Origin of the sequence: Streptomyces sp. NPDC006458 (assembly GCF_040612135.1) — a bacterium.
Lineage (GTDB): Bacteria > Actinomycetota > Actinomycetes > Streptomycetales > Streptomycetaceae > Streptomyces.
In genome coordinates this window covers 123,894-137,279 of sequence record NZ_JBEXPR010000006.1, presented here as the reverse complement: position 1 = coordinate 137,279, position 13,386 = coordinate 123,894, and the positions used below count along the sequence as shown (strand labels likewise).

At 73.8% G+C, this 13,386-nt stretch carries 14 protein-coding genes; 7 read left to right on the top strand and 7 right to left on the bottom strand.

All coding sequences use genetic code 11. From position 1 onward, the window contains the following. Positions 1–88 precede the first annotated feature (88 nt). Positions 89–1,123: a LacI family DNA-binding transcriptional regulator gene (locus ABZZ79_RS10345; protein ID WP_356688484.1), complete on the bottom strand. Its 1,035-nt coding sequence runs from the start codon at positions 1,121–1,123 to the stop codon at positions 89–91. A gap of 110 nt (positions 1,124–1,233) precedes the next feature. Then, a complete protein-coding gene (locus ABZZ79_RS10340) occupies positions 1,234–1,917 on the bottom strand; it encodes a helix-turn-helix domain-containing protein (RefSeq protein ID WP_356688483.1) in 684 nt (227 codons plus the stop codon). 190 nt (positions 1,918–2,107) lie between these two features. Between ABZZ79_RS10340 and ABZZ79_RS10335 the strand changes: the two genes are divergently transcribed. From ABZZ79_RS10335 to ABZZ79_RS10325, 3 genes are all read left to right on the top strand, one after another. Then, positions 2,108–2,671, top strand: a complete 564-nt coding sequence (locus ABZZ79_RS10335; protein WP_356688482.1) for an NAD(P)H-dependent oxidoreductase — start codon at positions 2,108–2,110, stop codon at positions 2,669–2,671. 150 nt (positions 2,672–2,821) lie between these two features. Next, positions 2,822–3,181: a hypothetical protein gene (locus tag ABZZ79_RS10330; protein WP_356688481.1), complete on the top strand. Its 360-nt coding sequence runs from the start codon at positions 2,822–2,824 to the stop codon at positions 3,179–3,181. Continuing rightward, a complete protein-coding gene (locus ABZZ79_RS10325) occupies positions 3,142–3,603 on the top strand; it encodes a hypothetical protein (protein ID WP_356688480.1) in 462 nt (153 codons plus the stop codon). The genes ABZZ79_RS10330 and ABZZ79_RS10325 overlap by 40 nt, the downstream gene beginning before the upstream one ends. On the opposite strand, the gene ABZZ79_RS10320 is transcribed toward ABZZ79_RS10325, so the two are convergent. The 4 genes from ABZZ79_RS10320 to ABZZ79_RS10305 all read right to left on the bottom strand — a co-directional run bounded on the left by ABZZ79_RS10320 (position 3,581) and on the right by ABZZ79_RS10305 (position 7,751). Beyond that, positions 3,581–4,756 carry a magnesium and cobalt transport protein CorA gene (locus ABZZ79_RS10320; protein WP_356688479.1) on the bottom strand — a complete coding sequence of 392 codons (1,176 nt, stop codon included), beginning with the start codon at positions 4,754–4,756 and terminating at the stop codon, positions 3,581–3,583. The genes ABZZ79_RS10325 and ABZZ79_RS10320 overlap by 23 nt on opposite strands. 178 nt (positions 4,757–4,934) lie before the next feature. Next, the gene (locus ABZZ79_RS10315) at positions 4,935–6,413 is read right to left on the bottom strand and encodes a PLP-dependent aminotransferase family protein (protein WP_356688478.1); all 1,479 of its coding nucleotides are present in this window, start codon (positions 6,411–6,413) and stop codon (positions 4,935–4,937) included. Between the two features lie 13 nt (positions 6,414–6,426). Then, the gene (locus tag ABZZ79_RS10310; protein WP_356688650.1) at positions 6,427–7,143 is read right to left on the bottom strand and encodes a phenylalanine--tRNA ligase beta subunit-related protein; all 717 of its coding nucleotides are present in this window, start codon (positions 7,141–7,143) and stop codon (positions 6,427–6,429) included. Between the two features lie 2 nt (positions 7,144–7,145). Continuing rightward, complete coding sequence (locus tag ABZZ79_RS10305; RefSeq protein WP_356688477.1) at positions 7,146–7,751, bottom strand: LysE family translocator; 606 nt, start codon at positions 7,749–7,751, stop codon at positions 7,146–7,148. Between the two features lie 642 nt (positions 7,752–8,393). Between ABZZ79_RS10305 and ABZZ79_RS10300 the strand changes: the two genes are divergently transcribed. The 4 genes from ABZZ79_RS10300 to ABZZ79_RS10285 all read left to right on the top strand — a co-directional run bounded on the left by ABZZ79_RS10300 (position 8,394) and on the right by ABZZ79_RS10285 (position 12,440). Next, positions 8,394–9,818, top strand: a complete 1,425-nt coding sequence (locus ABZZ79_RS10300; protein ID WP_356688476.1) for an amidase — start codon at positions 8,394–8,396, stop codon at positions 9,816–9,818. Positions 9,819–9,838: 20 nt separating this feature from the next. Continuing rightward, complete coding sequence (locus ABZZ79_RS10295) at positions 9,839–10,063, top strand: hypothetical protein (protein ID WP_356688475.1); 225 nt, start codon at positions 9,839–9,841, stop codon at positions 10,061–10,063. A 145-nt stretch (positions 10,064–10,208) separates the two neighbouring features. Continuing rightward, a complete protein-coding gene (locus tag ABZZ79_RS10290) occupies positions 10,209–11,594 on the top strand; it encodes an SPFH domain-containing protein (protein WP_356688474.1) in 1,386 nt (461 codons plus the stop codon). Between the two features lie 399 nt (positions 11,595–11,993). Further along, entirely contained in the window at positions 11,994–12,440 is a 447-nt protein-coding gene (locus tag ABZZ79_RS10285; protein WP_356688473.1) for a type II toxin-antitoxin system PemK/MazF family toxin, read from the top strand. Between the two features lie 59 nt (positions 12,441–12,499). On the opposite strand, the gene ABZZ79_RS10280 is transcribed toward ABZZ79_RS10285, so the two are convergent. Beyond that, positions 12,500–13,306, bottom strand: coding sequence for a TIGR02452 family protein (locus ABZZ79_RS10280; protein ID WP_356688472.1), 807 nt, complete (start codon positions 13,304–13,306; stop codon positions 12,500–12,502). Positions 13,307–13,386: the final 80 nt, after the last annotated feature.

The window sequence follows — 13,386 nt, the reverse complement described above, 5'->3', positions numbered from 1 at the left end:
GGGACTGTCGTTCGGACCATGTCCGCGTCGTCGGCCGCGAGGTGCTGTCCGTTTCGTGGCCGGCCTGTTCCGAACGACAGCCCCCGGATCAGCTGGAGTCGCGGTGCACGACCGTGGCTCCCAGCACGCGGTGGGTCTCCGGCGCGGCTCCGGGGTTGCGTACGGCGCGGTCGACGAGTTCGGCGAGGTCGCGGCCGGAGGGCAGTTCGATGTGGACGGTGCTCAGGCGGGGGCGCAGCAGCCGTCCGAGCATGAGGTCGTCGGCGCCGATGACGGCCGTGTTGTGCGGGATGGCGATGCCTTCGTCCTGCAGGGCGCGCATGAGCAGCATCGCGTATTCGTCGTTGTAGGCGAAGACCGCGTCGAGGCCGAGGCGGTGCCAGCGGGCAGCGAGCCGGGCGGCGGAGTCCTCCTCGTAGGCGAGGGGCAGTTCGCGCAGGGTGGCGGTGGTGCCGTGCAGGGCGCGGCGGACCCCGGTGAGGCGGTGTGCGGAGAATTCGTCGAGGCCGGGTTCGGCGGGGACGACGACGCCGATGTGGCGGCGGCCGCGTTCGAGCAGATGGGTGGTGGCCGCGCGGCCGACCCCTTCGTGATCCATGAGTAAGGCGTGCGCGCCGTCGACCGAGGCCGGTCCGATGGTGACGACGGCCCGGGCGCCGGAGCGTTTGAGCACGGCCACGCCCTTGGGGCCGAGGCCCGTGCCCGGTACGAGGACGGCGACGGGGCGCAGTTCGGCCCAGGCGCGGGCGGCGTCGTCGCCGCCGAGGCCGACCGTGCCGTACTGCACGACGGTGTAGTCCAGGCGGCCGAGGGCCCACTGGAGGTCGTTGAGGAACTGGCTGTAGAGCGGGCCGACGGGGACGGTCGGGGCGGGCATGAGGACGGTTCGGCTGTGGCCTGCGCGCAGACTGCGGGCCGCGGCGTGCGGGACGTAGCCGAGTTCCTTCGCGGCCTCGTGCACTCTTCGGCGGGTGGGTTCGCTGATGCGGACGGCGCTGGTGTTGTTCAGGACGTAGGAGACGGTCGCGCGCGAGACTCCGGCCAGACGGGCCACGTCGGCACTCGTGGGCACGGCGGGCTGTGCGGGCGACGAGGGCGTGGACTGCTTCGGTATCTGCACCATGACTCAGGCATCTTGGCAGAGCCGGGAGACGGGTCTTTGCGCGGGACCTGGTCCTTGCGGTTTCTACGAACGTGCCGCGCGTAGACGGTGGTTGAGGCTCGGGGACGGCCTCAGCAAGTCGCTTGGGTACCGGTCACCCGTGCGACGAGATCGGTCCAGCCCGTCTCCAGGCGTTCCATGGGCATGCCGCACTGCCTGGTGAGGTGGTGGATCAGGACGGGGTTGAGATAGCCCATCAGGGTGTGGGCGAGGAGTTCGCTGTCCGCCTCGGGCAGTTGCCGGCGCAGCAGCATCGCGACATGGGCGTGCAGCGCGCGGCCGGGTGCCGCGGCGAAGCGGCGGTCGCTGCTCGGCTCGGCCGCGAGCATGAGGTCCAACTGCTCCACCGTGCGCCGCAGTACGGCGTTGCCGAAGGCGTGCAGCCGCTCCACCGGCGGGGCGCCGGGGCCGAGCGGGGGCGGGCCGCCGATGAAGGCGGCCTGGAACTGGCGTTCGGAGTGGTCGAGCAGCGCCGTGAGCAGACCCGTACGGTCGCCGAACCGGCGGAAAACCGTCCCCTTGCCCACCTCGGCCGCCGCCGCCACTGCTTCCATGGTGACGCCTGCCGCGCCGTGCTCGGCGATGAGCCGGGCGGCCGCGTCCAGCAGCCTGGCGCGGTTGCGCGCGGCGTCGGCGCGCAGGCAGGGCTCGTCCTCGGGCGCTCCGAGCTGGATCAGTTCGACACCCGTGTCCAGCTGCGGCGGAGGCGACGGAAGGAGGGGGAGGTCGGCGGACATGAAGACAGCGTAAACCATCGGGAATGAAACTGGACCACGGTCCGGTTAGCTGGTAGACAGAAGTGGACCGCAGTCCGGATCCCTCGGACGGGCAACTGGACCGCGGTCCGGTTCTAGTGGTACAACTTTCAACGGACCCCGTCCGGATCTTCTCGATCCAGGTCGGACCCCATAAAAGCGGCATAGCTTTCAGCCATCGGGAGTAGTCATGTCTGTCCGCATCCTCGCGCTCGTCGGCAGCCTTCGCGCCGGTTCGCACAACCGCCAGCTCGCCGAGGCGGCCGTGAAGCACGCTCCCGAGGGCGCGCAGGTCGAGCTCTTCGAGGGCCTGGCCGAGATCCCCTTCTACAACGAGGACATCGACGTCGAGGGCTCCGTCCCGGCCGCCGCCGTGGCGCTGCGCGAGGCCGCCGGCACCGCCGACGCCCTCCTGCTGTTCTCCCCCGAGTACAACGGCACCATCCCGGCCGTCCTCAAGAACGCCATCGACTGGCTGTCCCGCCCGTACGGCGCCGGCGCGCTCTCCGGCAAGCCGGTCGCCGTGGTCGGCACCGCCTTCGGCCAGTTCGGCGGCGTGTGGGCGCAGGACGAGGCCCGCAAGGCCGTGGGCATCGCCGGCGCCAAGGTCCTGGAGGACGTCAAGCTGTCCATCCCCGGCTCCGTGACCCGTTTCGCCGAGACCCACCCGTCCGAGGACGCCGAGGTCGTCGAGCAGCTCACCGAGGTTCTCGCGCGCGTGTACGGCCACGCGGGCGAGGTGGCTGCGGCCTGAGCGGCGCCACAGCCCCGGAAGGGGGCCGCGGTCCTCGGACCGCGGCCCCCTTCCGTATGTGCGGGTGACCCGCGCGCAAACTTCGGGCGGCCCTCCGCCCGGCGCTGACATGATCGGCCGCGGTCGAGGTGGGCGGAGCCGGGAGGGCGTGTGGCGACGGGGGCGTACCGGGAGCGGCCGGCCGAGCACATGGCGGTGGCGGCGCGGCTGTCGCTGCTCGGTGACCGGCACCTCGCCGACGCGGTGGCCGCGGCCGAGCCGCTCGGCTCGGCTCGGGTCTGGTCGGGGATCGGCGGCCGGTCGGCGCGGCTGGAGGTGGCCGGGGCCCGGGTGTTCGTCAAGGGTCCGCACACGCCGAAGGGCCGCACTCTCGTCGGGGGTGCGGCCCTTCGGGAGTGCCCCACACCCTTCGGCGCCTGGCCGACGCCGGCGCGGGGGACGGCCGCGACGGCGGACGCGCGGGTCTACGAGTGGGTGGAGGGTACCTGGCGCGGGGCACGGCGTTCCTGAGCGCCCGGGGCCTGGTCCACTTCGACGCGCACTTCGACAACCTGCTCACCGACAGGCAGCGGATCTACTTCGCCGACCTCGGCCTGACGCTGAGCCGGGACTTCGAGCTGAGCCCCGAGGAGGCCGCCTTCCTCACCGGCCACCTCGGTTACGACCGCGCCTACGCGCCCGCCCGCCTGCTGCGTCACCATCTGCTCGACCGGCTGCGCGATGGGACCCCGCACGGGGACTTCCCGCGCGCCCGGGCCAGGGGCGACGCTCGTGCGCGTGTCCCGCCGCAGATCGCCGAACTCGTCGACCGCCAGGCTGAGACCGCGCTCGTCATGGACGACTTCCCGCACCGGCTGCCGACCCGGAGCAGGCGGACGCCGTTCCCGGCGGCGCGGCCGCGGCAGGCGCTCACAGCCAGTCGCGGCGTTTGAACACGAGATACAGGCCGAGACAGACCAGGGCCATCAGGGCGATGGCGAAGGGGTAGCCGAGGATCCAGTGCAGCTCCGGCATGTGGTCGAAGTTCATGCCGTAGACCGTGCCGATCAGGGTCGGGGCGAAGAGGATGGCGGCCCAGGCGGAGATCTTCTTGACCTCGTTGTTCTGCGCGTGGCTCGCCTCGGCCAGCAGCTTCATCTCCTCGTTCTGTCCCTGGGAGACCAGGGTGGCGTTGACGGCGAGGATGTTCACCAGCATCTGCCGGAAGCCGTCGACGCGCTCGGCGGCCGTGGTCGCGTGGTCGGCGACGTCCCGCAGATAGCGCTGAAGCTCCTCGTCGGTGCCGTACTTCTCGAAACCGGCCTCCAGGTCCCGCATGATGCCGAGCAGCGGGCGAGCGGCCCGCTGGAACTCGATCACCTCGCGGGAGAGTTCGTAGATGCGCCGGGACACCTTCGGGTCGCCGCCGAAGACCTCGGTCTCGATCTCGTCGATGTCGTTCTGCAGACCGCCGATGACGGGCGCGTAGCCGTCGACCACCGCGTCCAGCACGGCGTAGAGCACCGCCTCGGGCCCGAGGGCGAGCAGCTGGGGGTCCTTCTCCAGGCGGGCGCGCACCGCGCCGAGGTCGGGGGCCTGCGAATGGCGGACGGTGAGCACGAAGTCGGGGCCGATGAAGAGGTGTATCTCGCCGAAGTCGACCTCCTCGGCCTCGTCGAGGTAGCGCGCGGCACGCAGTACGACGAACAGGGTGTCGCCGTAGCGCTCCAGCTTGGGCCGCTGGTGGGCGACGATGGCGTCCTCGACGGCCAGCTCGTGCAGGTCGAACTGTTCGGCGGCGGACAGCAGCTGGCTCGCGGCGGGCCTGAAGAGGCCGATCCAGGCCATGGTGCCGGGTTCGCCGGGCAGCTTGGCGTAGATTTCCGCGAGCGAGGAGGGCGATGGGATGCGGTGTCCGTTGCGGTAGAGGGCGGCGTCGACGACGCTGTGCGCCAGGGACACCGACGCCTGCTCCTGTTCCTCGTCGTCGGCGCGCGGGTCCATGGTGTGCTCGGGCGCCTCCGACTCGTCGCCGACGGGCGCGGCGGCCGGCCGGGTGAAGGGCCGCTTGCCCGCTCTTACCGCGCGTCCGCGCCAGTCGGCCATGGCCGCTACCTCCCGTGGGACAGACGCTGTGCCGGCGACGGGGAGAAGGCGTCGTGGCACCAGGGCGCGCCGATACCGGCGCGCCTGCGCCTTGTCCCTGTGCTTCAGGCTAGCCCCGGGCCGGGGATCGCGCGCGACCCGGTCGCCGGGTGTCGCACCCCTTGGGGGATACGGCCGCTCAGGCCGAGAGTTCGCGCAAGGCACGGCCCAGTACGGCCACTCCGTCGGCGATGACGCCCGGTGGCGTGGCCGAGTAGCCGAGGACCAGGCCCGGGCGGCCGGGGAGTTGGCGGTGCCAGGACAGGGGCTGGCACTTCACGCCCCGGGCCAGCGCGGCGGCGGCCAGGTCGGTGTCCGGTACGTCCGCCCGGTAGGTGACGGTGAGGTGCAGGCCCGCGGCGGCGCCGTGCACCACCGCGTCCGGCAGATGTGCGGCGACGGCGGCGATCATCGCGTCACGGCGGCGCCGGTGCCGGGCGCGCAGCATCCGCAGGTGCCGCTCCAGGTCCCCGGACTCCATCAGCCGGGCCAGCACGAGCTGCGGGAGTACGGGATTGCCGAGGTCGGTGAAGCGCTTGGCGTCGGTCAGTGCCTCCCGGTGCCGGGGCGGCGGCACCATCCAGCCGATCCGCAGGGCGGGCGCGAGCAGCTTGGACACGCTGCCGAGGTAGCAGACCCGGTCGGCGAGGAGCGCGCGCAGGGCGGGCACCGGGGGCCGGTCGTAGCGGTGCTCGGCGTCGTAGTCGTCCTCCAGGATCAGACCGCCCTCCTGTGCCCAGCGTTGCAGGGCCCGCCGTCGCTCCCCGCTGGTCACCACACCCATGGGGAACTGGTGGGCGGGTGTGAGCAGCACCGCCCCCGCCCCGGTGGCCCGCAGCGCGTCGACACGTACGCCGTCGGCGTCGACCGGCACCGGCGGAGTGGCCAGACGGCCGTGGTGCAGGTGCTGGCGGGCGCCGAGCGAACCGGGGTCCTCCACGGCGACGGCGTCGATGCCGTCCGAGTGCAGCACGGGGTGGACCAGGGTGAGGGCCTGGGCGGTGCCGGACACGACGATCAGTTCGTCCGGTGTCACCCGGATGCCCCGGCCGCGGGCCAGCCAGTCGGCGACGGCCCGGCGCAGGGGCAGGGCACCGCGCGGGTCGCCGTAGCCGAGGGTGTCGGCGGACAGCTCGGCGAGCACGGCGCGTTCGGCGCGCAGCCAGGCCGTGCGGGGGAAGACGGCGAGGTCGGGGCGGCCCGGGGTGAAGTCGACGCGGGCGGGTGCGGCGCGCAGCGCGTCGAAGACGTCGGACGCGGGTTCGGTGAACAGGCTGCGCGGTGCCCGGTGCGGCCGGTGGGCGGGGGCCCGGGGCGCCGGGCGGGGCACGGCGACGACGACCGTGCCGCCGCGCCGGCGGCCCTCCACATGGCCGTCCTCGGCGAGCCTGCGGTACGCCTCGGTGATCACCCCGCGCGACAGCCCCAGTTCGGTGGCGAGCAGACGGGTGGAGGGCAGTCTGCTGCCGACCGTCAGCCGTCCGTCGGCGATCGCCTGCCGCAGCCGCCCGGCCAGCCAGTCCGCCTTGCCCGCGGCCGGTACGGCGGCGGCGTCCAGCTGGAGGAAGTCGGAGCCGCGGCCCGGGGGTTCGGCGTCCGTCGCCGCCTCGTCGTTCACGCCGCCGATGGTGTCACGGGTTTCGCCCCCGGCCGGGCAGCGTGAACTCCGGCCGGGCGGCGGTGAGTACGGCGGCCGCCGGGTCGGTGGGCCAGTGCGCGGCGAGTTGCGCGGAGAGCGTCTTGAGCAGGTCGGGCACGGTCTCGGCACCTCCCTCGTGCACGGCTTCGGTGACCACGAGGATCCGCCGGGTGTGCGGGCCGACCGCGGAGTGGCCGCTCTGCCGGTGGGTCCAGCGGCGGGCGTGGGCGCGTCCGGCCGAGTCGACGAAGGTCACCTCGCCGGGAGCGGGGTGCTCGGTGCCGCCGCCGAACGGCGTGTGGATCTCGTCCCCTCGGGCGTGGCGCACCTCCAGCAGCGTGCCGCTGATCCGGTCCGCGTCGAGGGCCGCGACGGGGACGGCGTAGGCGACCGAGAGGGCGTTGCACAGGTCCACCACGGGGTGGATGCGCGGGAGGCCGCCCTCCTTGCGGAGCCGTCGCAGCAGGGACTCCGAGGCGCACCGGTACTGCGTGGGCCTCAGGCCCGTGCGGGCGAACACCCGCCGCCAGGCCAGCACTTCGGGGAACTCGCCCTCTGTGGCCTCGGCGAGCCGGGCCCGCGCCCGGGTGATGTACCCCTCGACGGCCGGGCCGGTGTCGGCGTGGGCGTCGACGCCGGTGGCGTGGAGCACTCCGGCGGTGAGTTCGGGGAACTGGTCCCACAGGGCGGCGGCATGGCGGAAGCGCATGGTCACGCCACCGCCAGCCGGGCGCCGAGGCCCACGAAGCAGAGCGCGAACACCCTGCGCAGGCCGGTCAGTACGGCGGGCCGGGCCAGGACGCGGTCGCGTACGGCGGCGGCGCACAGGCCGTACGCGGCGAAGACCACGAAGGTCAGCGCCATGAACACGCCGCCGAGACGCAGCATCGCGGCGGTGGAGCCCTCGGGGCCCGCCGGGACGAACTGCGGCAGGAACGCCACGAAGAACATCGTGAGCTTGGGGTTGAGCAGGTTGAGCAGCACACCGGAGACGATCGTGCGGGCGGCGGAGCGCGGCTCGCAGTCCTGTGCGACGGTCAGGGCGTCCCGGTCGCGCAGCGTCGTCCAGGCCATGTACAGCAGGTAGCCGACGCCGAGGTACTTCACCGTCTCGTAGGCGACGGCACTGGTGTGCAGCAGCGCCGCGAGGCCGGTGACCGTCGCCAGCAGGTGGGGCACGATGCCGAGGGTGCAGGCCAGGGCGGCGATCACACTCGCCCTGCGGCCGTGGGACAGCCCGGCGGCCAGCGTGTACACCACGCCGGTGCCGGGGGTGACCACCACGATCAGGGTGGTCAGCAGAAACGCGACACTCAAGGGGGACCTCCGCTACGGCTTTCGGGTCCCTCTCACTGTGCCGAGGTGTTGGTACGGCTGACAGGGCCAAAGGGTGCGGTGTCCAGTGGTCCATAACGCTCGGCGACGGCTCAGGACGGCTCAGGGCGGGCCCTCCGCCGGGTCCGGCGAGCCGGTGTCCGTCAGGACGGCCGTCAGGACGGCCGGACCGACCATGAGGTCGCAGGAGCGGCTCGGTTTCACCGCCGGGCCCGCGGGCCGGGCGGTGCGGTGGAGGCGCTCCAGGCGCTGGGGATGCGGGCCAGGCGCTGGGGGATGCGGGCGCTGGGGGATGCGGGCCGGGCGCTGGAGGATACGGGCCGGGCGGGTCCTTGTCGGAGATGTCGTGCCGGGGGCCCCTGGCGATACGGGCGCCGCCTGCCGGCCGATCGGGCCGGCGATTCGCCCGTGGCAAGGCCGTGTTCGGCCGTGCGGGCGCGCACACCTCGGCGCCACGCGTCGGCGGTCGCATCCGGACACGGTCCGACCGGCCCTCTCGGGCACGCCATACGTCACACGCGCCCGCCCGGGGTGCCGTCCCAGGATCTCGGCCGAGGGCGTTCCAAGGACCCGCTTCTGACGTTACCGTTCGGTAGGACAACGGTGTTCCCGGAGGTGTCCCGTATGACGCTCGACCGTTCCGCCGGACTGGCGGAGACCGCCCGCGCGCTGGCCGCCGGGGAGGTGACCGCACGGGTGCTCGTCGAGCGGACCCTGGCGCGCATCGAGGCGACGCAAGGGTCGCTCAACGCCTTCCGGATCGTGCGCGCCGAGGCGGCGCTCGCCGAGGCCGACGCGGCGGACAGGGCGCTGGCGGACGGTGCGCGGGGGCCGTTGCTCGGGGTGCCGGTGGCGGTGAAGGACGACATGGACGTGGCCGGGGAGCCGACCGCGTTCGGCTGCTCCGGTGAGTTCCCGGCCGTCGCCGAGGACGGGGAGGCGGTCCGGCGGCTGCGGGCGGCCGGAGCCGTGGTCGTCGGCAAGACGAACACCTGCGAACTGGGGCAGTGGCCGTTCACCGAGGGGCCCGCCTTCGGCGCGACCCGCAACCCGTGGAACCACGGTCACACGCCCGGCGGTTCGTCGGGCGGGTCGGCGGCCGCGGTCGCCGCGGGACTGGTGCCCGCCGCGCTCGGCTCGGACGGCGCGGGCTCGGTGCGCATCCCCGCCTCCTGGACGGGCCTGGTGGGCATCAAGCCGCAGCGCGGACGGATCTCGACCTGGCCGCGCGGCGAGTCCTTCCACGGCATCACCGTCAACGGCACACTCGCCCGCACGGTCGCCGACGCCGCCCTGCTGCTGGACGCCGCCAGCGGCAACCACGCCCTCGACCCGCACCGGCCCGCGCCCCTCGACATCTCGGCGGCGGCCGGCCGCGACCCCGGCCGGCTGCGCATCGCCCTGTCGCTGAAGCCGCCGTTCACCGCCCTGCCCGCGCGGCTGCACCCGGAGATCCGCGCCCGCGTCGTCGAACTCGCGGAGAGACTGGCCGCGTCGGGGCACACCGTCGAGGAGGCCGACCCGCCCTACGGGCAGATCGGACTGACCTTCGTGCCGCGTGCCACCGCCGGTGTGGCCGAGCGGGCGGGCGAGGTGCCCTTCCCCGCGCTGCTGGACCCGCGCACGCGCGAGGCGGCCCGGCTGGGCCGGCTGCTGTCCGGGGCCCCGCTGCGCGCCGCCCGCCGGGCGGAGGCCGCGCTGCATCGCCGGATCGGCGGCTTCTTCACGTCGTACGACGCGATCCTCGCGCCCACGACGGCCGCTCCCCCGCCCCGGATCGGCGCGCTGGCGAACCTCGGCGGGTTCGCCACCGACCGGGCGATGATCGCCGCCTGTCCGTACGCCTGGCCGTGGAACGTGCTCGGCTGGCCCGGCGTGAACGTCCCGGCCGGGTTCACCGCCGCGGGACTGCCGGTCGGCGCCCAACTGCTCGGGCCCGCGGCGAGCGAACCCCTGCTGGTGTCCCTGGCCGCGCAGTTGGAGGCGGAGCTGCGCTGGCACGAGCGGTGGCCGCCGCAGCAGCCGACCGTGGATTCACCGGCCGCGTGAGCGGTTCGGACCCGTACTCTGTGACCATGGACGACACCACGATGGTCGGGCTCCTGGGGCGGGTCACCGGCACGATCGGGCCCGGCCTCGTCGGCGAGGTGATCGTCCGCGTACGCGGCGGCGCCGAGCACTTCCTCGCCTACCCGGCCTCCGGGACCGAACGCATCGAGCGCGGCACGGTGGTGACGGTCGTGGAGTACCTGCCGCCCCGCACGGTCTACGTCTCGGCCGTGTACGGCAGTTGAGGACCGGCGGCCCCCGGGCCCCGGGGATCACGCCCTGTGTACCAAGCGGGCAACAGGGGCTCTGCGGTGTCTGTACACCCGGCTCTGGTCTGCCTCACACTCCCGGTACGTTCGGTGCCCTCACGGCACCCGGAACAGGGGGTGTATGCCGATGTTCGTCGGCGTCATCGCGGGGACGGCCGTTGCCGCCCTGCTCGTTCTGATCGGTCTGTTCAAGCTGATGTGGCGCGTCGCGGAACCCAACGAGGCCCTGATCATCTCCGGCTCCAAGCACAAGGTGGAGGGCCTGGAGGACGGCATGGGATTCCGCATCGTCACCGGCCGGGGCACACTCGTGCTGCCCGGTGTGCAGGCCGTGCGCAAGCTCTCGCTCGACCTGAACCAGACCGAGCTGCACGTGGACTGCGTCACCCACCAGGGCATCCCGCTGAAGGTGCGGGGCGTGGTCATCTTCAAGGTCGGCGACGACTTCGTGTCGATCGCCAACGCCGCCCGCCGCTTTCTGGACCAGCAGAAGCTCATGGCGGAGCGGGTGCACACGGTGTTCGCCGGTCATCTGCGGGCCATCGTGGGCGGGTTGACGGTCGAGGACATGATCCGCGACCGCGAGAAGCTCACCGGGCAGGCGCGGGCCGCCTGTGGCACGGAGATGGAGAAGCTGGGGCTGATCGTCGACTCGCTGCAGATCCACGAGATCGAGGACCCGACCGGCTACATCAAGAACCTGTCCGCCCCGCACACCGCGGCCGTGCGGCGGGACGCGCGGATCGCGCAGGCGGAGGCCGACCGGCTGGCCACCGAGGCCGAGCAACAGGCCTTCGCGCGGATGGCGGAGGCCACCCGGGACAGCGAGATCCTCAAGGCCGGCTATCAGGCCGAGCAGGACAAGGCCGCCGCGACGGCCCGGCAGGCGGGGCCGCTCGCGGAGGCCGGGGCCCGGCAGGAGGTCGTCGTCCAGGAGACCCGGGTCGCCGAACTGGAGGCCCGCCGGCGCGAACAGCAGCTCCAGGCCGATGTGCGCAAGCCCGCCGACGCCAGGGCCTACGAGCAGCGCACGCTCGCCGAGGCAGACCGCGACGCGCGGATCTCGGTGGCCGAGGCCAAGGCGCGCGAGACCCGGACCACCGGTGAGGCCGAGGCCGCCGCCACCCAGGCGAAGGGCCTGGCGCAGGCCGAGGCGCTGCGGGCCAAGGGACTCGCCGAGGCGGAGGGCATCAAGGCACGGGCCGCGGCGCTCGCCGAGAACCAGGAGGCCGTGGTCGCCCAGCAACTCGCCGAGCAGTGGCCGGAGATCGTCCGGGCAGGCGCGTCCGCCTTCGGCAGTGTCGACAACATGGTGCTGCTCAACGGCGCCGACGGAATGGCCGACCTGTTCGCCAAGGCACTCACCATGGGAGGCACCGGGCTGGGTCTGGCCCGGCAACTGCTCGCGTCCATGAACACGCAGAACTCGCCTGCGGACAAAGGGACTTCACCGTTGAACGGGACCGCGGCACCGGCCGTGAAGAAGGTCGGGGCCGACGGAGCCTGATCCTTGGTCGGCCCGCGCGGTCACGGGAGCGTTCGAGGGCGCACCCGTGGCCGCGTCCCCGCCCGTGGCCGCGTCGGGCACGGGCCCCGTCGGGCACGGGCCCCGTCCGCGCTCGTGGGCACGTCGGGCACGGGCCGCGTCGGCCACGGGCCGCGTCCGCGCTCGTGGGCGCGTCGGCGCTCGTGGGCGCGTCGAGTACGAGGCGCGTCGGGCACGAGGCGCGTCGGGCACGAGGCGCGTCGGGTACGAGGCGCGTGTCGGGTACGAGGCGCGTCCGTCGCGGAGTTGCCTTCTGCCGGGCTGTGGGGCCGTCGCCCGCCACCTGGCCACGGGCGGTCGCTGCCGACGACTCGGGGGTGCGCCCGCGACCGGGTTCCCCGCAGCCCGTAGGGTGCCCCCGTGACCGCGTCCACCGAAGAGAACACCCCAGGCCGCCACGGCCCCCACGCGACCACCGACGCCGAGCCGCGCGCGGTGGGCCGGGTGCGCACGGAGTACGCGCCCGTGCACGACGGCGACCCCGACCCCGGGGAGATCGTCTGGACCTGGGTGCCGTACGAGGAGAACGACGGGCGGGGCAAGGACCGGCCCGTGCTGGTCGTCGCCCGCGAGGCGGCGGGCACGCTGCTCGCCGTGCGGCTGTCCAGCAAGCGGCACGACGGCCGGCGCGACTGGGTCCCGATCGGCAGCGGCCCCTGGGACCGCTCCGGGCGCGAGTCCTGGGTGGACGTCGACCGGGTGCTGCGGCTGCACGAGCGGGGCATGCGGCGCGAGGCCTGTGCCCTGGACCGGATGCGGTTCGACCTGGTGCGTCATCGGCTGCGGGAGCGCTACGGCTGGACCTGAGGACCTCGGCGCGGCAGGTGCACCGCCGAAGCCGGGACGGGCGGCCCCAAGCCGCGCCCTTACGCGAACACGCGTTCGAAAGCGCTCCTGACCAGCGCTCCGCGCGTACGGTCCAGCACCCCGAACACCACGTGCTCGAAACGCCCCTCGAACCGGCCACCGGCCCGCAGCAGCGTGTGGAACGCGCCCGCCACCTGCGCGGGATCGTTCTGGAAGACCCCGCAGCCCCAGGCGCCGAGCACCAGGCGGCGGTATCCCTGCGCGGCGGCCACCTCCAGGACGCGTTCGGCCCGGGTGCGCAGGGCGCGCGGGAGCTCGGCGGCACGCTCCGGGGACGTCCGCAGGACCACGCCCGCGTTCGGCGCGGCGGCCGTGAGGAAGCCCGCGAGGAAGGGCTCGTCCAGCAGGTCCCCGCTGTCGTCGCGGAAGACGGGCACGGCGGGTGAGTGGATGACACGGTCCGTGTAGAACACGTCGCGGTGGGCGCGGTGGTGGTCGTAGAACTCCGGGGCCTCGCGCAGACAGGTGTACAGCGCCGAGGCGCGGCACAGGGCCTCCTCCTGGGCCTGGGCACCGTTGAGGAAGCCGCCTCCCGGGTTGCGGGCGGAGGCGAAGTTCAGCACGGCCACGCGGCCGCCGACGCGGCGGGCCGCCTCAAGGCTGCTTTCGCCGGTGACCTCGGTCTTCGTGGGTACCGGGTCGGCCGGCGGCACGGGCACCGGAGCGGGTCCGCGCATCCGGGTGCCCGCCCTGGCTGCGGCGATCGCCGCGGCCAGCTCGACCTGCTGTCCGGTGCGGGAGCGGTAGGCCCCGGCCGCGACGATGTCCTCGGTCTGCCGGGCGATTCCACGCAGGCGCGCGCTCACGGCGCCACCCCCGTGACCGCCGTGGACGCGCGTCGCGCGCCCTCCCCCGTCGTGCTCATGGAGAGATCCTGCGCGATGCT

What these genes read in the sequence shown, in the direction of transcription:
- ABZZ79_RS10345 (WP_356688484.1), bottom strand. Translation starts at nt 1,123, where the DNA reads ATGGTGCAGATACCGAAGCAGTCCACGCCCTCGTCGCCCGCACAGCCC.
- ABZZ79_RS10340 (WP_356688483.1), bottom strand. Translation starts at nt 1,917, where the DNA reads ATGGTTTACGCTGTCTTCATGTCCGCCGACCTCCCCCTCCTTCCGTCG.
- ABZZ79_RS10335 (WP_356688482.1), top strand. Translation starts at nt 2,108, where the DNA reads ATGTCTGTCCGCATCCTCGCGCTCGTCGGCAGCCTTCGCGCCGGTTCG.
- ABZZ79_RS10320 (WP_356688479.1), bottom strand. Translation starts at nt 4,756, where the DNA reads ATGGCCGACTGGCGCGGACGCGCGGTAAGAGCGGGCAAGCGGCCCTTC.
- ABZZ79_RS10310 (WP_356688650.1), bottom strand. Translation starts at nt 7,143, where the DNA reads ATGCGCTTCCGCCATGCCGCCGCCCTGTGGGACCAGTTCCCCGAACTC.
- ABZZ79_RS10300 (WP_356688476.1), top strand. Translation starts at nt 8,394, where the DNA reads ATGACGCTCGACCGTTCCGCCGGACTGGCGGAGACCGCCCGCGCGCTG.
- ABZZ79_RS10290 (WP_356688474.1), top strand. Translation starts at nt 10,209, where the DNA reads ATGCCGATGTTCGTCGGCGTCATCGCGGGGACGGCCGTTGCCGCCCTG.